At 65.1% G+C, this 20,010-nt stretch carries 19 protein-coding genes and 1 pseudogene; 13 read left to right on the top strand and 7 right to left on the bottom strand.

What is annotated here, in order from left to right; genetic code table 11:
• The 3 genes from OR16_RS08770 to OR16_RS08760 all read left to right on the top strand — a co-directional run.
• A partial coding sequence (locus tag OR16_RS08770) for a transketolase-like TK C-terminal-containing protein (protein ID WP_006157613.1) occupies positions 1–589 on the top strand: 589 nt, incomplete at its 5' end.
• A gap of 97 nt (positions 590–686) precedes the next feature.
• Positions 687–1,685, top strand: a complete 999-nt coding sequence (gap, locus tag OR16_RS08765; RefSeq protein ID WP_006157612.1) for a type I glyceraldehyde-3-phosphate dehydrogenase — start codon at positions 687–689, stop codon at positions 1,683–1,685.
• Between the two features lie 281 nt (positions 1,686–1,966).
• Positions 1,967–2,956, top strand: a complete 990-nt coding sequence (locus tag OR16_RS08760; RefSeq protein ID WP_006157611.1) for a LysR family transcriptional regulator — start codon at positions 1,967–1,969, stop codon at positions 2,954–2,956.
• A 69-nt stretch (positions 2,957–3,025) separates the two neighbouring features.
• Here the strand turns inward: OR16_RS08760 and fur are convergent, their stop codons facing one another.
• The gene (fur, locus tag OR16_RS08755) at positions 3,026–3,457 is read right to left on the bottom strand and encodes a ferric iron uptake transcriptional regulator (RefSeq protein ID WP_006157610.1); all 432 of its coding nucleotides are present in this window, start codon (positions 3,455–3,457) and stop codon (positions 3,026–3,028) included.
• A 199-nt stretch (positions 3,458–3,656) separates the two neighbouring features.
• Here fur and OR16_RS08750 point away from each other — a divergent pair, with 199 nt between their 5' ends.
• From OR16_RS08750 to OR16_RS08710, 9 genes and pseudogenes are all read left to right on the top strand, one after another.
• Positions 3,657–4,259, top strand: a complete 603-nt coding sequence (locus tag OR16_RS08750) for an outer membrane protein assembly factor BamE (protein ID WP_043419012.1) — start codon at positions 3,657–3,659, stop codon at positions 4,257–4,259.
• A gap of 63 nt (positions 4,260–4,322) precedes the next feature.
• Positions 4,323–5,120, top strand: a complete 798-nt coding sequence (gene dapB / locus OR16_RS08745) for a 4-hydroxy-tetrahydrodipicolinate reductase (RefSeq protein ID WP_006157608.1) — start codon at positions 4,323–4,325, stop codon at positions 5,118–5,120.
• A gap of 146 nt (positions 5,121–5,266) precedes the next feature.
• On the top strand, positions 5,267–7,891 hold the full coding sequence (leuS, locus tag OR16_RS08740) for a leucine--tRNA ligase (RefSeq protein WP_006157607.1): 2,625 nt from the start codon (positions 5,267–5,269) through the stop codon (positions 7,889–7,891).
• A gap of 49 nt (positions 7,892–7,940) precedes the next feature.
• Positions 7,941–8,464: pseudogene (lptE, locus tag OR16_RS08735) on the top strand (LPS assembly lipoprotein LptE).
• Positions 8,465–8,527: 63 nt separating this feature from the next.
• Positions 8,528–9,568 (top strand): DNA polymerase III subunit delta, encoded by a 1,041-nt coding sequence (holA, locus tag OR16_RS08730; protein WP_006157606.1) that lies wholly within the window; start codon positions 8,528–8,530, stop codon positions 9,566–9,568.
• Positions 9,569–9,678: 110 nt separating this feature from the next.
• Complete coding sequence (locus tag OR16_RS08725) at positions 9,679–10,959, top strand: glutamate-5-semialdehyde dehydrogenase (RefSeq protein WP_006157605.1); 1,281 nt, start codon at positions 9,679–9,681, stop codon at positions 10,957–10,959.
• Positions 10,960–11,049: 90 nt separating this feature from the next.
• A complete protein-coding gene (locus OR16_RS08720; protein ID WP_006157604.1) occupies positions 11,050–11,472 on the top strand; it encodes a CopD family protein in 423 nt (140 codons plus the stop codon).
• Positions 11,473–11,593: 121 nt separating this feature from the next.
• Positions 11,594–12,199 carry a 2-hydroxychromene-2-carboxylate isomerase gene (locus OR16_RS08715; RefSeq protein ID WP_006157603.1) on the top strand — a complete coding sequence of 202 codons (606 nt, stop codon included), beginning with the start codon at positions 11,594–11,596 and terminating at the stop codon, positions 12,197–12,199.
• A gap of 81 nt (positions 12,200–12,280) precedes the next feature.
• Positions 12,281–13,555, top strand: a complete 1,275-nt coding sequence (locus OR16_RS08710; protein ID WP_006157602.1) for a THUMP domain-containing class I SAM-dependent RNA methyltransferase — start codon at positions 12,281–12,283, stop codon at positions 13,553–13,555.
• Between the two features lie 43 nt (positions 13,556–13,598).
• Here the strand turns inward: OR16_RS08710 and OR16_RS08705 are convergent, their stop codons facing one another.
• The 6 genes from OR16_RS08705 to OR16_RS43975 all read right to left on the bottom strand — a co-directional run bounded on the left by OR16_RS08705 (position 13,599) and on the right by OR16_RS43975 (position 19,093).
• Entirely contained in the window at positions 13,599–14,645 is a 1,047-nt protein-coding gene (locus OR16_RS08705; RefSeq protein WP_006157601.1) for a response regulator, read from the bottom strand.
• Positions 14,646–14,940: 295 nt separating this feature from the next.
• Positions 14,941–16,395: an NAD(P)(+) transhydrogenase (Re/Si-specific) subunit beta gene (locus OR16_RS08700; protein WP_050982920.1), complete on the bottom strand. Its 1,455-nt coding sequence runs from the start codon at positions 16,393–16,395 to the stop codon at positions 14,941–14,943.
• Between the two features lie 2 nt (positions 16,396–16,397).
• On the bottom strand, positions 16,398–16,730 hold the full coding sequence (locus tag OR16_RS08695) for an NAD(P) transhydrogenase subunit alpha (protein ID WP_006157599.1): 333 nt from the start codon (positions 16,728–16,730) through the stop codon (positions 16,398–16,400).
• 167 nt (positions 16,731–16,897) lie between these two features.
• Positions 16,898–17,260, bottom strand: a complete 363-nt coding sequence (panD, locus tag OR16_RS08690; RefSeq protein WP_006157598.1) for an aspartate 1-decarboxylase — start codon at positions 17,258–17,260, stop codon at positions 16,898–16,900.
• A 198-nt stretch (positions 17,261–17,458) separates the two neighbouring features.
• Positions 17,459–18,580 (bottom strand): Re/Si-specific NAD(P)(+) transhydrogenase subunit alpha, encoded by a 1,122-nt coding sequence (locus OR16_RS08685; protein WP_006157597.1) that lies wholly within the window; start codon positions 18,578–18,580, stop codon positions 17,459–17,461.
• A 351-nt stretch (positions 18,581–18,931) separates the two neighbouring features.
• Complete coding sequence (locus tag OR16_RS43975) at positions 18,932–19,093, bottom strand: hypothetical protein (RefSeq protein WP_158001338.1); 162 nt, start codon at positions 19,091–19,093, stop codon at positions 18,932–18,934.
• Between OR16_RS43975 and OR16_RS08680 the strand changes: the two genes are divergently transcribed.
• Positions 19,092–19,934 carry a TorF family putative porin gene (locus tag OR16_RS08680; RefSeq protein ID WP_006157596.1) on the top strand — a complete coding sequence of 281 codons (843 nt, stop codon included), beginning with the start codon at positions 19,092–19,094 and terminating at the stop codon, positions 19,932–19,934. The genes OR16_RS43975 and OR16_RS08680 overlap by 2 nt on opposite strands.
• Positions 19,935–20,010 lie beyond the last annotated feature (76 nt).

The following is a 20,010-nucleotide window of genomic DNA, read 5'->3' as shown; positions in this document are numbered from 1 at the left end:
GACCCACCAGTCGATCGAGCACGTTGCCAGCCTGCGCCTGATCCCCAACATGGACGTGTGGCGTACTGCCGATACCACCGAGACCGCGGTGGCCTGGGCCCAGGCCGTGCGCCGCGAGAACGGCCCGAGCTGCCTGATCTTCAGCCGCCAGAACTTGCCGTTCCAGAAGCGTGACGACACCACCCGCGCCAATATCGCGCGCGGCGGCTATGTGTTGCGCGACGGCACCAACGCCAAGACGGGCCGTCCGGACGCGGTGATCCTCGCCACTGGCTCGGAAGTCGGCCTGGCCGTGGGCGCCGCCGACCAACTGGCCGCTGATGGCGTGCACGTGCGCGTGGTCTCGGTGCCGGCAACCACGGTATTCGACAAGCAGGACGCCGCCTACAAGGCTTCGGTGCTGCCGGCCGGCGTGCCGCGCGTGGCGGTCGAGGCAGGCGTGACGGACTTCTGGTGGAAGTACCAGGTCCAGGCCGTGGTGGGTATCGACACCTTCGGCGAATCGGCTCCCGCTGGCGTATTGTTCAAGCACTTCGGCTTCACGGTCGAGAACGTCGTGCGCACCGTGCGCGACACGCTCGGCCAGTAACAGGTATTCCCGGGCCCGCGCAGCGGTCGACTTGGCCGCGCGGGCCGGCAGACGCTTTCCCGCATCCATCGATCGTTAGCCTACTCAGGAGATAAACATGACCATCAAGATCGGCATCAACGGCTTCGGCCGCATCGGGCGCATGGTGTTCCGCGCAGCCGCCGCCAACTTCAAGGAAATCGAAGTGGTCGGCATCAACGACCTGCTCGAGCCCGACTACCTGGCCTACATGCTGAAGTACGACTCGGTGCACGGCCGCTTTGACGGCGACGTGTCGGTCGACGGCAACACCCTGATCGTCAATGGCAAGAAGATCCGCCTGACCGCTGTCAAGGATCCGTCCGAGCTGAAGTGGGGTGAGATCGGCGCCGACGTGGTGATCGAGTCCACCGGCATCTTCCTGACCAAGGAAGGCGCGCAGAAGCACATCGACGCTGGCGCCAAGAAGGTCATCATGTCGGCCCCGTCCAAGGACGACACCCCGATGTTCGTGTACGGCGTGAACCACGGTACGTACAAGGGCGAAGCGATCATCTCCAACGCCAGCTGCACCACCAACTGCCTGGCGCCGGTCGCCAAGGTGCTGAACGACAAGTGGGGCATCAAGCGCGGCCTGATGACCACCGTGCACGCCACCACCGCCACCCAGAAGACCGTCGACGGCCCGTCCAACAAGGACTGGCGCGGTGGCCGCGGTATCCTGGAAAACATCATCCCGTCGAGCACTGGCGCGGCCAAGGCCGTGGGCGTGGTGATTCCCGAGCTGAACAAGAAGCTGACCGGCATGTCGTTCCGCGTGCCGACCTCCGACGTGTCGGTGGTCGACCTGACCGTTGAGCTGGAAAAGGGCGCCACCTACGCCGAGATCTGCGCCGAAATGAAGGCACAGAGCCAGGGCGCGCTCAAGGGCGTGCTGGGCTACACCGAAGACAAGGTGGTTGCCACGGATTTCCGCGGCGATGCACGCACCTCGATTTTCGACGCCGAAGCCGGCATCGCGCTGGACTCGACCTTCGTCAAGATCGTCAGCTGGTACGACAACGAGTGGGGCTATTCCAACAAGGTACTGGAAATGGCTCGCGTCGTCGCCAAGTAACCTTGCCGCGATAGGTTGGATTGCGTACGGAACAAAGCGGCATTCACTGGAATGCCGCTTTGTCGTCTGCCTGCAACTCCAGCTATCGGCAGCCTAGGCAAGCCTTTCGCCTGGATCCTGGCGAAAGGCAAGGAGCGACACGGTACAAGGGGAGGGCGCGGAATTCCTGTTCCGTTCCCGACTTTGCTCTTACACTGTGAAAGTGCTGGAAATACCGATGTGCAGCCTATGCAAGTGACGATACGGTCATTCCCAATTCCCAATCTAACCTGGGTGAGATCATGGTGAATGTGGATACCAAGCTGCTCGTGATTTTTACCGAGTTGCTCAGCAAGCGAAACGCGACCTATGTCGCGGAAAAAATGCATATGACCGCACCTGCGGTTTCGCACTCGCTGGGCCGCCTGCGCGAGATTTTCGACGATCCCCTCTTCATCCGCGTGCCGCACGGCCTGACGCCGACGCCGCGAGCCCTGGAGCTGGGGCCGAAGATTCGCGACATGCTGGACCTGTGGTCCTCGATCAACGAGGGCGACGCCGATAACTTCGATCCCGCCGTGGCAACCGGCACCCTCAACATCGGCTTTGCCGCCGAGCTGGGCGATACGGTCTTCAATCGGTTTATCCTGCGCATCAAGCAACTCGCGCCGGAGTTGCATATCAAGCTGGTCGAATCCCACTCCTGGGAGTCGGATGTCGCCGCCATGCGTGGCAACGAACTGGACCTGGCGTTCTCGCCGTTCCCGACCCGGCATCCCGAAATCGTGGAAGAGATGGTTACGTCGCTCAACCTCTGGGTTTGCGCGCGAAAGAATCATCCGGTGCTCAAGGGCACCTGCACGCTGGAGCAGTATCTCGACTGCGGCCACATCTTCATGGCGCATTCGGGCGGTAATGGCCGTCCGGCACCGTCGCTGATCCCGCTGGACTATGCCTTGCAGCAGCGCGGCCTCAAGCGCAATGCCACGCTGACGGTGCATTCCTGGCGCGCGCAGTCCGAACTGGCCGCGCAGACCGACATGATCTTCACGGTCAATGCGCTGACCAAGGACATGGCTTGCGAAACCTATGGTCTCAAGGCTTTCCCCTTGCCGGCGGAGCTCAATACCACGCTGGGCCTGAACATGTTCTGGCACCGCAGCCGCAACACCCACCCGATGCTGGTGTGGGCGCGCGGGCTGTTCCGCCAGGTCGTGGGCGAATTCGTCGGCGTGCCGGCGGCTGCGCGCGGCCTGCACATCGTTGCCGAGCAGGATCAGATGGAATCGTGAGGCAGGCTTGAAATAAAAAAAACCGGCGCTGGCGCCGGTTTTTTTATGTGCGGGCTAACCGCGCATGGCTTAGCGCTTGGCCCTGTGAGGGCATTCGTGCTTGGTGCAGCTGCCATAGAGTGACAACGCGTGTTCCTGCAGCGCGAAGCCGCGCTCCAGCGCGATGCTCTGCTGGCGGCGCTCGATCTCGGAGTCGTAGAATTCCTCCACGCGGCCGCAATCGATGCAGACCAGATGGTCGTGGTGCTTGCCTTCATTCAGCTCGAAAATGGCTTTGCCGGATTCGAAGTTGTTGCGCGACAGCAGCCCAGCCTGCTCGAACTGGGTCAGCACGCGATAGACGGTGGCGAGGCCGATATCCATTTGTTCGTTGAGCAGGATGCGGTAAACATCTTCAGCGCTGAGGTGACGCTGCGCGCTGGTCTGGAAGATCTCGAGGATCTTCAGACGCGGTACGGTCGCTTTAAGACCGATGTTTTTGAGGTCCGCCGGACTCGGCATGGGCGTGACTCCCTAGAGTACAATGTCTGGATAATTGAATCATAAGGGTTTTGGCGGCAAAAGTCGCCCCGGCGGTTGCCCGGGGCTCGGCCACCTGCCCTAGGCTGCGCTCGCGATGATCCATCGCCGCCGCCGCCTCGCGGCAAACACCGCGAGGGCCTGAATCGGCACTTTTCTCTCCCTTCTAGAAGCGAGATACATGCGTTCATTTCGTTCGTCCGCCATGCGTCCGACGCTGGTTACTACTGTGCTGGCTGCCGCTACCCTGCTAACGGCAGCGTGCTCCGCCTATGACAATACGTCACGCAAGGTCGCCAACGCGATCACGCCGTACCGTATCAACATCGTGCAAGGCAACTTCGTCTCGCGTGAAGCCGCCGCCCAGTTGCGTGAAGGCATGACGCGCGAGCAGGTCAAGTTCCTGCTCGGCACGCCGCTGCTGGCCGACGTGTTCCATGGCAATCGCTGGGACTACGTGTTCTCTTTCCGCCGCGGCAATACGCCCGTGGTGCAGCAGCGCCGCTATACCGTGTTCTTCGACGGCGACAAGCTGGTCAAGTTCGGCGGCGACGAGTTGCCGTCCGAATACGAGCTGATTGCCGAAATCGACGGCATGAAGGCCATGCAATTGGGCAAGGCACCGACGCCCAAGGCGCCAGCCGAAGCCGTTGTAGCGGCTTCGGATGCGGCGGCAACGCCAGTTGCAGCCCCGGTCGCGGCCCCGGTTGCAACCCCGGATGCAGCTGCCGCAGCGCCGACAGCGGCCGCATCGTCGGCTGCCGTCGCCAGCCCGACCAACTGAGCCTACAGGCCTGAATGCCGGCCGCGTCATGCGGCCGGCTTGTTTTTTGACTGCTGACACGCCATGAATATCGCCATCGCAGGTGCCTCCGGCCGCATGGGCCGCATGTTGATCGAACACGTACTCGCCACCGAAGGCGTCACCCTGTCGGGCGCGCTGGATGTGCCGGGTGCCCCGGCCCTGGGCCAGGATGCCGGGTTGCTGCTGGGCCGCACCACTGGCGTGGCGATCACCTCGGATATCGAGGCTGCCCTCGCTGGTGCCGACTGCCTGATCGACTTCACCCGGCCCGAGGGCACGCTGGTGCACCTGGCAGCGGCCAGGCGCCTGGGCGTCAAGGTGGTCACCGGCACCACCGGATTCGACGACGCTGGCCGTGCCGCCATCGCCGAAGCCGCCAAGCACATCGCCGTGGTGTTCTCGGCCAATATGAGCGTGGGCGTCAACGCCACGTTCAAGCTGCTGGAAGTCGCCGCCAAGCTGCTTTCTTCCGGCTACGACATCGAAGTCATCGAGGCGCACCACCGCCATAAGGTGGATGCCCCTTCAGGCACCGCACTGGCGATGGGCGAGGTGGTGGCCAAGGCGCTGGGCCGCGATCTCAAGACCTGCGGCGTGTTCTCCCGCGAAGGCCACACCGGCCCGCGCGACCCGGATTCCATTGGCTTTGCCACCGTGCGCGGCGGCGATATCGTGGGCGACCACACCGTGATGTTCGCCGGCACCGGCGAGCGCATCGAGATCACGCACAAGTCGTCCAGCCGCCAGTCGTATGCCGAGGGCGCGCTGCGCGCGGCGCGCTTCCTCGCCGACAAGCCCACCGGGCTGTTCGACATGCAGGACGTGCTCGGCCTGAAGTAAGGCCCCGGCAGGCCCTGCGCCGCAAGTGCCGACGGTTATAATCGGCACTTTCGCCGTTCCAGCGCAGGCGGGCGCCGCAAGGCTTGCCCGCCGCTTATCTTTTCCACGCCTTTCGCACGCCGACGCACCGCGCCGTTGTCCTGAACATGCAAGACAAATACCTTCCCTCAGCCGTTGAACAAGCCGCCCAGCAACACTGGCACGCCATCGATGCCTACCGCGTATCGGAAGAGGCGAAGCTGGCGGACGGCAGCGAGAAGCCCAAGTTCTATGCCTGCTCGATGCTGCCTTACCCGTCGGGCAAGCTGCATATGGGCCACGTGCGCAACTACACCATCAATGACATGATGGCGCGCCATCTGCGCATGAACGGGCACAACGTGCTGATGCCGATGGGCTGGGACGCGTTCGGCATGCCGGCGGAAAACGCCGCGCTCAACAATGGCGTGGCGCCGGCGGCCTGGACCTACAACAACATCGCCGAGATGAAGCGGCAGATGCAGTCGATGGGCCTGGCCATCGACTGGTCGCGCGAAGTCGCCACCTGCAGCCCGGACTACTACCGCTGGAACCAGTGGCTGTTCCTCAAGATGCTGGAAAAGGGCATCGCCTACCGCAAGACCGGCACGGTGAACTGGGATCCGGTCGACCAGACCGTGCTGGCCAATGAGCAGGTCATCGACGGGCGCGGCTGGCGCTCGGGCGCGCTGGTCGAAAAGCGCGAGATCCCGATGTACTACCTGCGCATCACCGACTACGCCGAGGAACTGCTTGGCGACCTCGACGGCCTGGGCTGGCCCGAGCGCGTCAAGATCATGCAGCAGAACTGGATCGGCAAGAGCGTGGGTGTGCGCTTCGCGTTCCCGCATGCCATCGCCGGCGACGAAGGCAAGCTGATCGGCGACGGCAAGCTGTACGTGTTCACGACGCGCGCCGACACCATCATGGGCGTCACCTTCTGTGCGGTCGCCGCCGAGCACCCGCTGGCCACCCATGCCGCCGCCACCAATCCTGAGCTGGCCGCCTTCATCAACGAGTGCAAGCACGGCTCGGTGATGGAAGCCGATATGGCGACCATGGAAAAGAAGGGCATGCCCACCGGCCTGAAGGTGGTGCATCCCATCACCGGCGAGCAGGTCGAGGTGTGGGTTGGCAACTATGTGCTGATGAGCTACGGCGACGGCGCCGTGATGGGCGTGCCGGCGCACGACGAGCGCGACTTTGCCTTTGCCAACAAATACGGCCTGCCGATCAAGCAAGTGGTCGACGTGAAGGGCCAGCCGTTCTCCACCGAAGCCTGGCAGGAATGGTACGGCGACAAGGAGCACGGCACCTGCATCCATAGCGGCAAGTACGACGGCCTGGCCTACCAGGCCGCGGTGGAAGCCATCGCCGCGGATCTGGGCGCCCAGGGCCTGGGCGAGAAGAAGATCACCTGGCGCCTGCGCGACTGGGGCATCTCGCGCCAGCGCTACTGGGGCACGCCGATCCCGTTGATCCACTGCGAGGCCTGCGGCGTGGTGCCGGTGCCCGAGCAGGACCTGCCGGTGGTGCTGCCGGAAGACCTGGTGCCGGACGGCACTGGCAACCCGCTGGCCAAGGATCCGCGTTTCCTCGCGTGCACTTGCCCGTCGTGCGGCAAGCCGGCGCGCCGCGAGACCGACACCATGGATACCTTCATCGATTCGTGCTGGTATTACATGCGCTATACCTGCCCGGATGCGACCACCATGGTCGACGCCCGCAACGACTACTGGATGCCGATGGACCAGTACATCGGCGGCATCGAGCACGCGATCCTCCACCTGCTGTACGCCCGCTTCTGGACCAAGGTCATGCGCGACATGGGCCTGGTCACCTTCAACGAGCCGTTCTCGAACCTGCTCACGCAGGGCATGGTGCTCAACGACACCTACTACCGCGAGGACGCGGCCGGCAAGAAGACCTGGTACAACCCGGCCGAAGTCGACGTCAGCACCGATGAACGCGGCCGCCCGCTGGGCGCCGTGCTCAAGGCCGATGGCCAGCCGGTGGTGATCGGCGGCGTGGAGAAGATGTCGAAGTCCAAGAACAACGGCATCGACCCGCAGGCCCTGATCGACCAGTACGGCGCCGACACCGCGCGCTTGTTCGTCATGTTCGCCGCGCCGCCCGAGCAGCAGCTCGAGTGGAGCGGCTCGGGCGTGGAGGGCGCTTCGCGCTTCCTGCGCCGGGTGTGGAACTACGGCTATGCCAACGCCGAGGCGATTGCCGCGGCGGGCAATGGCAAGCTATCCGGCGACGCCGATGCCGCACTGCGCCGCGAGATCCACAGCGTGCTCAAGCAGGCTAACTACGACTACCAGCGCATCCAGTACAACACCGTGGTGTCCGCCACCATGAAGATGCTCAACGCGCTGGAAGACGCCAAGCAGGCTACGCCCGCCGCGCGCCGCGAGGGCATGGGCATTCTGCTGCGCGTGCTGTACCCGGTGGTGCCGCACGTCACCCACGGCTTGTGGCAGGAGCTTGGTTACGCCACGCAGTATGGCGACCTGCTCGACGCGGCCTGGCCGCAGGTGGATGAAGCCGCGCTGGTGCAAAGCGAGCTGGATCTCGTGCTGCAGGTCAACGGCAAGGTGCGTGGCAGCCTGAAGGTGCCGGCCGGTGCCGACCGCGCGGCCATCGAGGCCATGGCGGCTGCCAGCGAGATCGTTGCCAAGTTTGCCGACGGCGCCGCGCCGAAGAAGATCGTGGTGGTCCCGGGCCGCCTCGTCAACGTGGTTCTTTAACTTGGTGCTCTGACGAGCGCCAGGCAAGCCAACAAGGGGAGCTGCCCGTATGGATGGACAGAAGCTGGATCGACCGCTGCAGGGCCGCCGCAAGGTCCTGGCCACGCTGCTGCTGGCCGGCCTGCTGGGCGGCTGCGGGTTTCACATGCGCGGCAACGCGGACTTCGCGTTCAAGCGGCTGTACATGAGCATTCCGCCCAATACGCTGATGGGCGCCGATCTGCGCCGCGCCATCCGCAACGGCTCGGACACGCAGATCGTGACCGACCCGAAAGAGGCGGATGCCCTGCTCGATGTGCTGCAGGACACGCGTACCAAGACGGTGCTGTCGATCACCACCACCGGCGTGGTGCGCGAGTACCGCCTGACGCAGCGCTTCACCTTCCGCCTGCGCGATGCCGGCGGCCAGGAACTGATCGCACCATATCGCAACTGGTGCTTACGCGTGACCTGACCTACAACGAAGCCAATACGCTGGCCAAGGATTACGAAGAGCAGCAGCTCTATCGCGATATGCAGCGCGACATCGTGCAACAGCTGATTCGCCGGCTGAGCGCGGTCAAGGCGATCTGAGCGGCGCGAAGAGCGCCGCCCGGGAAGCTCACACGGCAAGGACACAGGAAAGAAGCGCACGGCATGCAGCTCAAGCTCGACGGACTCGAAGCGCACCTGCGCCAGGCCAAGGGACGCGGCCTCGCGCCGCTCTACGTGGTGCATGGCGATGAGCACCTGCTGGTGCTCGAGGCGGTTGACCGCCTGCGCCAGGCCGCGCGCGAGTCCGGCTTCACGGAGCGCGAGGTGTTGTCTTCCGAGCGTGGCTTCAATTGGGGCCATGTGGTCCAGGCGCAGCAATCGATGTCGCTGTTCGGCGACCGCAAGATCGTCGAGCTGCGGATTCCCTCCGGCAAGCCCGGCAAGGACGGCGGCGAGGCGCTGCGCGCGGTGGCCGCCCAGCCTTCGCCGGACGTGGTTATGTTCATCACGCTGCCGCGGCTGGACTTCGCCACCGCCAAGTCGGCCTGGTTCCAGGCGCTGGACACCGCGGGCGTGTCGATCAAGGTCGATTCCGTCGACCGCACCCGGCTGCCGGCCTGGGTCGGCGAGCGGCTGGCGCTGCAGCAGCAGCGGGTTGAGCCCGGCGAGCCGGGCCGGCGCGCGCTGCAGTTCATCGCCGACAAGGTCGAAGGCAACCTGCTGGCCGCCCATCAGGAAATCCAGAAGCTGGGGCTGCTCTACCCCGCAGGCCCGCTGACCTTCGAGCAGGTGCACGATGCGGTGCTCAACGTGGCCCGCTACGACGTCTTCAAGCTCTCCGAAGCCATGCTCGCCGGCGACGTGCCGCGCCTGGTGCGCATGCTCGAAGGGCTGCGCGGGGAGGGCGAGGCCACGGTGCTGGTGCTGTGGGCGCTGACCGAGGAAATTCGCGTATTATCCAAGGTCCGGCAAGGGCTGGCGGCGGGCAAGCAGATCGGCGTCCTGACGCGCGAGCTGCGTATCTGGGGCGCACGCGAAAAGCTGGTACCGCAGGCCGCGCAGCGCCTCTCGCTGGCGCAGCTGGAAGCCGCGCTGGGCATGGCCGCCAAGTTGGACCGGCAGGTCAAGGGCCTGCGCGCCGAGGGCATGCCGGCCGAACCCTGGGATGGCCTGCTGCAACTGGCGCTGACCATCGCCCGGTAAGCGCGGTGGCGCAGTCATTGGCGCTCGATGGCCAGGCCTGCACTGCCCGCATTGCCAGCCGTAGCCGACAAGAAACCAAGCATTGAGGGCCGGGTCCCCTGGCCAGGAATATGAACGAGCTCGATCTCAAGCAGTACATGGACCGCGTCGGCCAGCAGGCCCGCGCCGCCTCCCGCGCCATGGCGCGCGCCTCCACCGCCGACAAGAACCGCGCGCTGCTGACCATCGCCGCCGCCATCCGCCGCGACGCCGCGCACCTGAAGACCGTGAACGCCGGCGATGTGGAGCGCGCCCGCGCCAACGGCCAGGATGCCGCTTTCATCGACCGCCTGACGCTCTCGGACAAGGCCATCGACACCATGGCCGCCGGCCTGGAGCAGATCGCCGCGCTGGCGGACCCGATCGGCGAGATCAGCAACATGAAATTCCGTCCCACCGGCATCCAGGTGGGCCAGATGCGGGTGCCGCTGGGTGTCATCGGCATCATCTACGAATCGCGTCCCAATGTGACCATCGATGCGGCCGCGCTGTGCCTGAAGTCGGGCAACGCCACCATCCTGCGCGGCGGCTCCGAGGCGATCGATTCCAACACCGCGCTGGCCGCCCTGGTGGCCGAGGGCCTGGCCGCCGCCGGCCTGCCGCCCGAAGCGGTGCAGGTGATCTCGACCACCGACCGCGCCGCGGTTGGCCGTCTCATCACCATGACCGAATACGTCGACGTGATCGTGCCGCGTGGCGGCAAGAGCCTGATCGCGCGCCTGATGGAAGAAGCGCGGGTGCCCATGATCAAGCACCTGGACGGCATCTGCCACGTCTATATCGATGTCGACGCGGACCTGGACAAGGCCGTGCGCGTTGCCGACAACGCCAAGACCCAGCGCTACGCGCCCTGCAACACCATGGAAACGCTGCTGGTCGCGCGCGCTGCCGCCGCCGCGGCGTTGCCGCCGCTGTGCCGCATCTACCAGGAAAAGGGCGTGGAGCTGCGCGTGTGCGCCGCCACCCGCGCCACGCTGGAAGCCGCAGGCTTCACCGGCCTGGTCGACGCCACCGAAGAAGACTGGCGGCTCGAGTACCTGGCGCCGGTGCTGGCGATCCGCACCGTGGCCGGGCTGGACGAGGCCATCGAGCACATCAACACCTACGGCTCGGCGCATACCGATTCCATCATCACCGAGAACTACACCACCGGCATGCGCTTCCTGCGCGAGGTCGATTCGGCCAGCGTGATGATCAATGCGTCGACGCGCTTTGCCGATGGCTTCGAGTATGGCCTGGGCGCCGAGATCGGCATCTCCAACGACAAGCTGCACGCGCGCGGCCCGGTCGGGCTGGAAGGGCTGACCTCGCTGAAGTACGTGGTGTTCGGCCACGGCGAGATCCGTACCTGAACGAGCGGGCGGGCCGCATCCCGCTGCGCATCCCCACCGTTCCCACCGTTCCCACCGTTCCCACGGGAACCCAATTAGAAAAAGGGCCAGATGCTCTGGGTCAAAGCGCTGCACATCGTCTTCGTCGTCTCCTGGTTCGCTGGCCTGTTCTACCTGCCCCGCATCTTTGTCAATCTCGCCATGGAGCGTGAGCCGGCCAGCGTGCAGCGCCTGCTGCTGATGGCGCGCAAGCTCTACCGCTTCATGACCATGCTGGCGGTGCCGGCGCTGGTGTTCGGGCTGTGGCTGTATATCGGCTACGGCATCGGGCGCGGTCCGGGGCAGGGCTGGATGCATGCCAAGCTGGCGCTGGTGCTGGTGCTGATCGGCTATCACCATGGCTGCGGCGTGCTGCTCAAGAAGTTCGAGGGCGGGCGCAATACGCGCTCGCACACCTTCTATCGCTGGTTCAACGAGTTGCCGGTGCTGGTGCTGCTGGCGGTGGTGGTCCTGGTGGTGGTCAAGCCGTTCTGACGAGCGCTGGCCGGCAACCGCGCGCGTCGCCTTCGCAGTCCGCCGGGTTTTGGTTTTTTCTCGTATCGTATTTAATTCGTTTTAAGCCGTTGTCTCGCCCCACCCCCGTCCAGAGGACATGATGAGCAAGCAGGTCGACTACTACCTCACTCCGCAATCGCCTTTCGTCTACCTTGGCCACGAACGCTTCACCGCGATTGCGGCCAAGCATGGCGTGCAAGTCAATCTCAAGCCCTGCGATCTGGGCCGCGTGTTCTCCGTTTCGGGTGGTTTGCCGCTGGCGCAGCGTCCGCCGCAGCGCCAGGCCTACCGGCTGGTTGAGCTGGCCCGCTGGAGCGAGTTCCTTGGCCTGCCGCTCAATCCGCAGCCGACCTTCTTTCCGGTCTCCGGCGACGCCGCCAGCAAGCTGATCATTGCCGTGCAGCTGGCGCATGGCACTGCCCGCGCGATGGAGCTGGTCGGTGCCATTGGCCGTGCCCTGTGGGCCGAGCAACGCAACATCGCCGACACCGCTACGCTGGCGCAGCTGGCCGACAGCATCGGCCTGGAAGGCGCCGCGCTGCTCAAGGCGAGCGACGCGCAGGCCGTGCAGGCCGCCTATACGCAGCACACGCAGGACGCCGTCTCCGTCGGCGCGTTCGGCGCGCCGTGGTACGTCTTTGACGGCCAGCCTTTCTGGGGCCAGGACCGCCTGGACTTCCTGGATCGCGCGCTCGCGGCGGGCTGAAGCCCCGGAGCGCGGTACACTGCGCGCTATCCGACCCCGTCCGCTACGGCGGACGTTTTTGTTTGCAGGAATTCCCAAGCCATGTCCCAAGCCTTTTTTGCCTCCTGCCCGCGCGGCCTCGAGAGCGCACTTGCCGAAGAGTTGCACGAGATCGCAGCCCGGCCCGGCCTGGCCAAGCTCGCGCCGATCCAGGTCCACCGCGAAATGCCCGGTGGCGTCACTTTCTCGGGCGAGATGGCCGCGGCCTATGTGGTCAACCTGCACTCGCGCATTGCCAGCCGGGTGCTGATGCGGGTTGCCAACCGTGGCTACCGCCGCGAAGACGACATCTATGACCTGGTGCGCGCCCAGCGCTGGGATCATTGGTTCACGCCGGATGAGACGCTCCGGGTGGATGTCACGTCGCATCGCTCGCCGCTGCAGAGCCTGAATTTCATCGCGCTGCGTATCAAGGACGGTGTTTGCGACGCCATGCGCGAGCGCTCGGGCGAGCGCCCCAGCGTCGATACGGTGAATCCGGATGTGCGGATTTATGCCCACCTGACCGAGCACGATTGCACGCTCTACCTCGACACCTCGGGCGAGCCGCTGTTCAAGCGGGGCTGGCGCCTGGAGAAAGGCGAGGCGCCGCTGAAGGAAAACCTGGCTGCCGGCATCCTGCGCCTGGCCGGCTGGGTGCCAGGCCAGACCGAACGCCCGTTCTACGATCCGATGTGCGGCAGCGGCACCTTCCTGGTGGAAGCGGCCCAGGTGGCCCTTGGCCTGGCGCCCGGCGCGAACCGCAGCTTTGGCTTCGAGCGACTGAAGGGCGCCGACAACAAAACGTGGAATGCGCTCAAGGCCGCCGCGCGGGACGATGAGGAGGCCGCGCGCAAGCGTGTTGCGTCCGAGCCCCTGGAACTCGCTGGCAGCGATATTTCCACCGACCTGCTGTCGATGTCGCAAGCCAACTGGGAGCGCGCGGGCTTGCCCGGCGAAGTGCGGCTCAAGCAGGTGGATGCGCGTTTTGCGCAGCCGCCGTTCGCGGCACCCGGCCTGATGCTGATGAACCCGCCGTACGGCGAGCGGATTGCCGTGCGAGGCGAACGCCGCCGGCCGATGGACGAAGCGCCGGTCGACGAGATCGACGACGAAGCCGCCAACCAGTTTGCCAGCGCCTTTGCCACCACGCTCAAGCAGCATTTCGCGGGCTGGCAGGCATGGGTGTTCACGGGCGACCTGACGCTGCCGCGCCGGCTGCGGCTCAAGGAGTCGCGCCGCACGCCGCTTTACAACGGCAATATCGAGTGCCGGCTGTTCCGATTCGACATGGTGCGAGGCGGCAACCGCAACGCATCGGCGCAACCTTCGGCCTGATGGCGCGCGCGCAGGAGAGCGAGCCTCTCCTGCGCTGCGTGGCTTAGCGCGCTGCGCGCCCGGTGACCCGTTCCGGGTGGCGGGCAAAATCATCCAGGAAACCCTGGAAGCTGACCACCGGCTCCTGCAGCAAATGGCGCGGCAGGTCGAACAGCGCGTAGAAGTAATCCTCACGTCCTACGCAGTGCTCGGCCGGCAGGCAATATTGCTCCCAGTCGATGCAGGCGGGCGTGTACATGCCATTGCCCGGCCAGAAGAAGGGCACGATGCGGCCCTCGCGCAGTCCCTCGATCAGGGCCGCCGGTGCATCGTAGGCCTCCGCGGATTCCACCTGGTTGATCAGGCCGGCGCGCGTCTCGATCACCATCAGCGTGGCCTGGCCCTGCGCCGTCAGCATCAGGATGCCGGCCGGGTTGGGGTAGAGGTAGTACTCGACAAAGCCGTAGCGCGCAGTGACCTGGCGCACCCGCTCGCAGATCGCCGGATCCGACAGGAACGAAAACGAGTGGCGCGTCAGCAGGTCGCGCAGCGTGCGCGACAGGGTGGCGAAGTACTGCTGCTGGAGCGCGTCGATCTCCTGGTCCAGCCGCTCCACCATGTTGCTGTCGTGCTTCTTCACGTAGCGGTCGATCAGCCCGTGGTTGAAACCCTGCACGGCAATGCCTTCGTCGGCGGTGCCGGTCAGCAGGATGGTCTTGCACGGCAGGTCCTGCAGGGCCTGGCAGAACTCCAGCCCGTTCATCTGCGGCATCGAGTAATCCACCACGATCACGCCCGGCTGCACAAAGCGGTTGTAGTCGTGGATTTGCCGGTAGATGCGGTCGATATCGAGCTGCACGGTGCGCCGCTCGGTCAGGAAGGTCAGGTCGTCGTGCGTGACCCGCACGGGCAGGAAGCCTGTCGAGCGTGTGGTGTAGGTCTCGCGGATCCATTGCAGGGCTTCGCGGGGATCGGTGAACGTGACCACCGGCCGCGACGGATCCATCTGGAACGCCAGGCTGTCGATGAACGATTTGCTGTCGTCGACCAGCACCGTGAGGATCGGGTGATGGAAGACCGACAGATTCCTGTCCTGGGGGTTGAATGTCATGTTGCGTTCAGCTCCGGTGTCGGCAGACACTTCGGGCGGGTGATTTGGCGCGGCTGGGGATCCGGCGCGGCAAGGCCAGCGGACGGATCGGTTCGGAGCGGCCCACCGCGCTGGACTACACCTGGCCCTGTTTGGATGACCGGCGCGTGCCATGACCGGTGACCGGAAACCAGTATAGCGCGCTCGCGCTCTCGCGCAACCGGGCCGCAGCGGGGCAAGAAAAAAGCGCGACAATGTCGCGCTTTTCGTGGCAGCGGATACGGCTGGCTGCCCGTATCCAGTACCTTCTGCGTGCCTACTCGACCGCCTTGCCCATGTCTTCCACCACTTTCTTGGCGTCGCCGAACACCATCATGGTCTTGTCCATGTAGAACAGCTCGTTGTCCAGGCCCGCGTAGCCCGCGGCCATCGAACGCTTGTTCACGATGATGGTCTTGGCCTTGTAGGCTTCCAGGATCGGCATGCCGGCAATCGGCGAGTTGGGGTCGGTCTTGGCGGCGGGGTTGACCACGTCGTTGGCGCCCAGCACCAGCACCACGTCGGCCTGGCCGAACTCGCTGTTGATGTCTTCCATTTCGAAGACCTGGTCGTAAGGCACCTCGGCCTCGGCCAGCAGCACGTTCATGTGGCCCGGCATGCGGCCCGCTACCGGGTGGATGGCGTACTTCACCGTCACCCCTTTCTCGACCAGCTTCTCGGTCAGTTCCTTCAGTGCATGCTGCGCGCGCGCCACCGCCAGGCCGTAGCCCGGGACGATGATCACGGTTTCCGCGTTGCCCATCAGGAAGGCGGCATCGTCGGCCGAGCCGGACTTGACGTTGCGCTGCGCCTGGCCGCCGGCAGCGGCCGCGGCGGGCGCGCCGCCAAAGCCGCCCAGCAGCACGTTGAAGAACGAGCGGTTCATCGCGCGGCACATGATGTACGAGAGGATGGCACCGCTCGATCCCACCAGCGAGCCGGCGATGATCAGCATCGGGTTGTTCAGCGAGAAGCCGATGCCCGCCGCCGCCCAGCCCGAGTACGAGTTGAGCATCGACACCACCACCGGCATGTCGGCGCCGCCGATCGGGATGATGATCAGCACGCCCAGCACGAAGGCGACCGCTAGCATCAGCAGGAACGGAATCCAGTCCTGCGACAGGCAGAAGATGATGCCGAAGCCGATCATGGCCACCGCCAGCAGCAGGTTCAGCAGGTGCTGCCCGGCGAACGACACCGGCGCACCCTGGAACAGGCGGAACTTGTACTTGCCCGACAGCTTGCCGAAAGCGATCACCGAGCCCGAGAAAGTGATGGCGCCGACAAAGCAGCCGATGAACAGCTCGATGCGGTTGCCAAACGGGATATCGTGCGAGCCCGGCGGCGTGATGCTGAATGCCGACGGCTCGGCCACCACGGCCACCGCGATGCAGACCGCGGCCATACCGATCAGCGAGTGCATGGCGGCTACCAGCTCGGGCATCTTGGTCATTTCGACCCGCCTGGCCACGAAGGCGCCGATGCCGCCGCCGACCACCAGCGCGCCGAAGATCAGCGCCATGCCTTCGGCGACCGACGATTGGCCCGCGCCGATGGCCAGGAACTCATTCTTCAGCTTGACGATCAGCACCAGCGTGGTCACCGCGGCGATGGCCATGCCGATCATGCCGAAGGCGTTGCCGCGCCGCGCGGAACTGGGGTGCGACAGGCCCTTCAACGCCTGGATGAAGCAGACCGAGGCGAGCAGGTAGAGCAGGGTGACGAGGTTCATGCTCACTTGGCGCCCTCCTCATGACCCTTGCCGGCCTTGGCCTTGGGTTCCTTCTTCTTGAACATCTCCAGCATGCGCTGCGTCACCAGGAAGCCACCGAACACGTTGACCGCGGCGAGCGCGACCGCCAGCGTGCCCATGGTGCGGCCCACGGGGCCCTCGGTCAGGCCGGCAGCCAGCATGGCGCCGACGATGATGATGGCCGAGATCGCATTGGTCACGGCCATCAGCGGGGTGTGCAGCGCGGGCGTCACCGTCCAGACCACGTGGTAACCCACGTAGATCGCTAGCACGAAGATGATCAGGTTGATCACCGTGTGGTTCACCAGTTCCATCGACTTCTCCTCCGTTGCTTGAATGCCTTCGCTGCGCGGTTGTCCCGTGTTCTTTTGCCTGGCCAGGCGCTTGTGGGCGCCAACTGCATCGATGCCGCCTGCTGCTTGCTGTCTGTTGTCTGCCCCCCGTGCCGGCGCTGGCTGCCGGCACGGGGGGCTGGATCCGCTTACACCTTCTTGATTTCCTTGATGGCGTTGTTGTCGTCCACCAGGATGATCTTCGGCTTATAGGTGGCGATCTCCTCGTCGCTCATCGGCGCGTAGGTGCAGATGATGAGGTGGTCGCCCAGGTGCGCGCGCCGTGCGGCTGCCCCGTTGAGCGAGATCTCGCCGCTGCCGCGCACGCCTTTGATGATGTAGGTGGAGAAACGCTCGCCATTGTTCACGTTGTACAGCTCGATTTTTTCGAACTCCTTCATGTCGGCCGCTTCGAGCAGATTCTCGTCGATGCCGCACGATCCCTCGTAGTTGAGGTCCGCCTGCGTCACGGTGACACGATGGAGCTTGGCGCGGAGCATGATGCGTTGCATGGGTGATACGTCCTTGGTTGATGCTGGATGAGCTTGTATGCGGGCCCTTGGATTTGAGGACCACTTGGAATGATTCCGGTGCCTGGGCGCTGGCCGGCCGTGCCGGCGCACGCCGGCAGCGGCGCTAAACCGCTTGCCTGGCCGGAACCGCCTGGTGCCATTCTAAAACGGCCGGGCCGCGATGGGCCCAAAGCCGCTTCAGGAAGCGCCGCGGACCACTTGGCCATCCTTGCACATCAGGCAGGCTGCGACGATGTCGTCCTCCAGGTTCAAGGTGAACTGGCCGTCCTTGTCGATGACGAGCTTGAGGAAATCGAGCACATTGCGCGCATAGAGGGCGGAAGCGTCCGCCCCCACCATGCTGGCCAGGTTGGTGTGCCCGATCAGCGTGACGCCGTGGCGTTCCACCACTTCGTCGGCCACCGTGAGCGGGCAGTTGCCACCCTGCGCCGCGGCCAGGTCGACCACCACCGAGCCGGGCTTCATGGCCTGCACGGTTTCTTCCTTGAGCAGCACCGGCGCCTGGCGGCCCGGGATCAACGCCGTGGTGATGACGATGTCGGCAGCCTTGGCGCGCTCGTGCACGAGTTCCGCCTGGCGCCGCATCCAGTCGGGCGGCATCGGTCGGGCATAGCCGCCCACGCCTTGCGCGATCTCGCGCTCTTCGTCGGTGACGAACGGCACGTCGAGGAATTTCGCGCCCAGCGATTCGATCTGTTCCTTGACGGCGGGACGCACGTCGGAGGCTTCGATCACCGCGCCCAGCCGCTTGGCGGTGGCGATGGCCTGCAAGCCCGCCACGCCGGCGCCGAGGATCAGCACGCGGGCCGCCTTGACGGTGCCGGCGGCGGTCATCAGCATGGGCATGAAACGCTGGTAATGGTGGGCGGCGATCAGCACGGCCTTGTAACCGGCGATATTGGCCTGCGAGGACAGCACGTCCATGCTCTGCGCGCGCGTGGTGCGCGGCGCGGCTTCCAGCGCGAAAGCCGTCAGCGTGGCGCTGGCCATGCGTGCGTTGTTCTCTGCGTCGAAGGGGTTGAGCATGCCGACCAGCACGGCGCCCGGCTTCATCAGCGCGAGCTCGGCATCCTCGGGGGCACGGACCTTGAGCACCAACTGCGCGCCGAAGGCTTGTGCCGCGGTGCCAATGGTGGCACCGACGGCCTCGTACGCCGAGTCCGGCACGCTGGCGCGAACGCCCGCTCCCGACTGGACAATGACCTGATGGCCCTGGGTCACGTACTTCTTGACCGTCTCCGGGGTGGCGGCGACACGAGTCTCACCTGCCCGCGTCTCCTGCGGGATGCCGATGTGCATCGTCAATTTCTCCTTTTGCTGGCGTCTTTGAGGCGCTGTCAAAATGATTCTGGCGTTGGGGCGCGAGCTTGTCGTACGACCGGTACGACATGGCAACGCGCCTGACCAGAACCGCTTCGGTTCATTCTGACAATGCCGCTGATCTGCTAAGCGGGCGGACGTCGTTGGCCCTTTTGTGTCCGCCCCTTGTGTCTGCCATGCGCTCGGCTAAGCCAAACGCAGCGCACAATTTTTTCGCAGCTTACAGGAATCTGACGAGATGTGGTGACCGGCCGGTCGGCTTTTGCGCAACCGCATCGCCCCCCCTGGCAAGACCCGCCGGCTCTTGCCAGGCCGCGCCCTTTATGATTTTTACGCCATCCCTTGGCGCAGTGCTGTTTTCTTGACACCGATTTTAGGCACGCGCCCGTACTGTTCTGGTCGCGCCGCGGCCACTGTCGTCGTGACGCCTGCCGTGGCTTCATTTGTGGCTGTCCACCGATCGATGTCTTTTCCATTTGCCAAGCTATCCATGACTGCGCTTTGCTTCAACAGTTCGCGTGCCTGCCTCGCTTCCCTGTCTTGCGCCACGCTCCTCGCCGCCGCCCCCGCCGCCCCCGCCGCCCCCGCCGCTTTTGCCCAGAGCAGCGCGCAGGAGGGCGGTGCGCCTACCGACGCCGCCGCCGCCGAGGTCTCGCCGCACACCTTCACCGCCAACGTGACGCTCGCCAGCGAGTATCGCTATCGCGGCTTGATGCAGAGCAACCGCCGCCCGGCCATCCAGGGTGGGTTCGACTACGCGCATTCGAGCGGCTTCTACGTGGGTAACTGGAACTCGAGCATCAGCTGGCTCGGCGACAGCAATCCGAAAGTCTCGGCGCCGATCGAGATGGACTTCTACGGCGGCTTCAAGAACACGGTGACGCTGGCCGGCCTGGAGTGGAACTATGACGCGGGCGTGCTGCAGTACTACTACCCGGGCGATTACCCGACCGGCTTCACGCGCCCGTACACCACGGAACTGTATGTCGGCGCCGGCGCTGGCCCGGTGTTCTTCAAGTACTCGCAGGCGTTGACCAACCTGTTCGGCTTCGCGGACAGCAAGTACAGCTACTACGCCGACCTGTCGGCCAACGTGCCGCTGAACTTCTGGGACCTGACGCTCAATGCCCACGTCGGTTACCAGAACGTGAAGCACGTGAACAGCGCCTCGTACACGGACTGGAAGCTCGGGCTGACCAAGGACCTGGGCAAGGGCTTCGCGCTGGCGATCGCTTACATCGACACCAATGCGCACAAGTCGGTCTACACCAACTCGTATGGCCGCTACGTCGGCAAGGCTACCGCCTTCGCGTCGCTCACCAAGACGTTCTGAACGTGCCGCGCCATCTTGATGACATTTTGATGGCGGCGGCGGCGATTACTGCATCAACTTGAGGCGGCCATGCATA

Origin of the sequence: Cupriavidus basilensis OR16 (assembly GCF_000243095.1) — a bacterium.
GTDB classification, from domain to species: domain Bacteria; phylum Pseudomonadota; class Gammaproteobacteria; order Burkholderiales; family Burkholderiaceae; genus Cupriavidus; species Cupriavidus basilensis_D.
The sequence above is the reverse complement of the archived record's forward strand: the minus strand, read 5'-3'. Positions and strand labels throughout refer to the sequence as shown.

Excerpts from the sequence above, each read along its gene's own strand:
- gap (WP_006157612.1), top strand. The coding sequence starts at position 687 with ATGACCATCAAGATCGGCATCAACGGCTTCGGCCGCATCGGGCGCATG.
- OR16_RS08760 (WP_006157611.1), top strand. The coding sequence starts at position 1,967 with ATGGTGAATGTGGATACCAAGCTGCTCGTGATTTTTACCGAGTTGCTC.
- fur (WP_006157610.1), bottom strand. The coding sequence starts at position 3,457 with ATGCCGAGTCCGGCGGACCTCAAAAACATCGGTCTTAAAGCGACCGTA.
- OR16_RS08750 (WP_043419012.1), top strand. The coding sequence starts at position 3,657 with ATGCGTTCATTTCGTTCGTCCGCCATGCGTCCGACGCTGGTTACTACT.
- dapB (WP_006157608.1), top strand. The coding sequence starts at position 4,323 with ATGAATATCGCCATCGCAGGTGCCTCCGGCCGCATGGGCCGCATGTTG.
- leuS (WP_006157607.1), top strand. The coding sequence starts at position 5,267 with ATGCAAGACAAATACCTTCCCTCAGCCGTTGAACAAGCCGCCCAGCAA.
- holA (WP_006157606.1), top strand. The coding sequence starts at position 8,528 with ATGCAGCTCAAGCTCGACGGACTCGAAGCGCACCTGCGCCAGGCCAAG.
- OR16_RS08725 (WP_006157605.1), top strand. The coding sequence starts at position 9,679 with ATGAACGAGCTCGATCTCAAGCAGTACATGGACCGCGTCGGCCAGCAG.
- OR16_RS08720 (WP_006157604.1), top strand. The coding sequence starts at position 11,050 with ATGCTCTGGGTCAAAGCGCTGCACATCGTCTTCGTCGTCTCCTGGTTC.
- OR16_RS08715 (WP_006157603.1), top strand. The coding sequence starts at position 11,594 with ATGAGCAAGCAGGTCGACTACTACCTCACTCCGCAATCGCCTTTCGTC.
- OR16_RS08710 (WP_006157602.1), top strand. The coding sequence starts at position 12,281 with ATGTCCCAAGCCTTTTTTGCCTCCTGCCCGCGCGGCCTCGAGAGCGCA.
- OR16_RS08705 (WP_006157601.1), bottom strand. The coding sequence starts at position 14,645 with ATGACATTCAACCCCCAGGACAGGAATCTGTCGGTCTTCCATCACCCG.
- OR16_RS08700 (WP_050982920.1), bottom strand. The coding sequence starts at position 16,395 with ATGAACCTCGTCACCCTGCTCTACCTGCTCGCCTCGGTCTGCTTCATC.
- OR16_RS08695 (WP_006157599.1), bottom strand. The coding sequence starts at position 16,730 with ATGGAACTGGTGAACCACACGGTGATCAACCTGATCATCTTCGTGCTA.
- panD (WP_006157598.1), bottom strand. The coding sequence starts at position 17,260 with ATGCAACGCATCATGCTCCGCGCCAAGCTCCATCGTGTCACCGTGACG.
- OR16_RS08685 (WP_006157597.1), bottom strand. The coding sequence starts at position 18,580 with ATGCACATCGGCATCCCGCAGGAGACGCGGGCAGGTGAGACTCGTGTC.
- OR16_RS08680 (WP_006157596.1), top strand. The coding sequence starts at position 19,092 with ATGACTGCGCTTTGCTTCAACAGTTCGCGTGCCTGCCTCGCTTCCCTG.
- OR16_RS43975 (WP_158001338.1), bottom strand. The coding sequence starts at position 19,093 with ATGGATAGCTTGGCAAATGGAAAAGACATCGATCGGTGGACAGCCACA.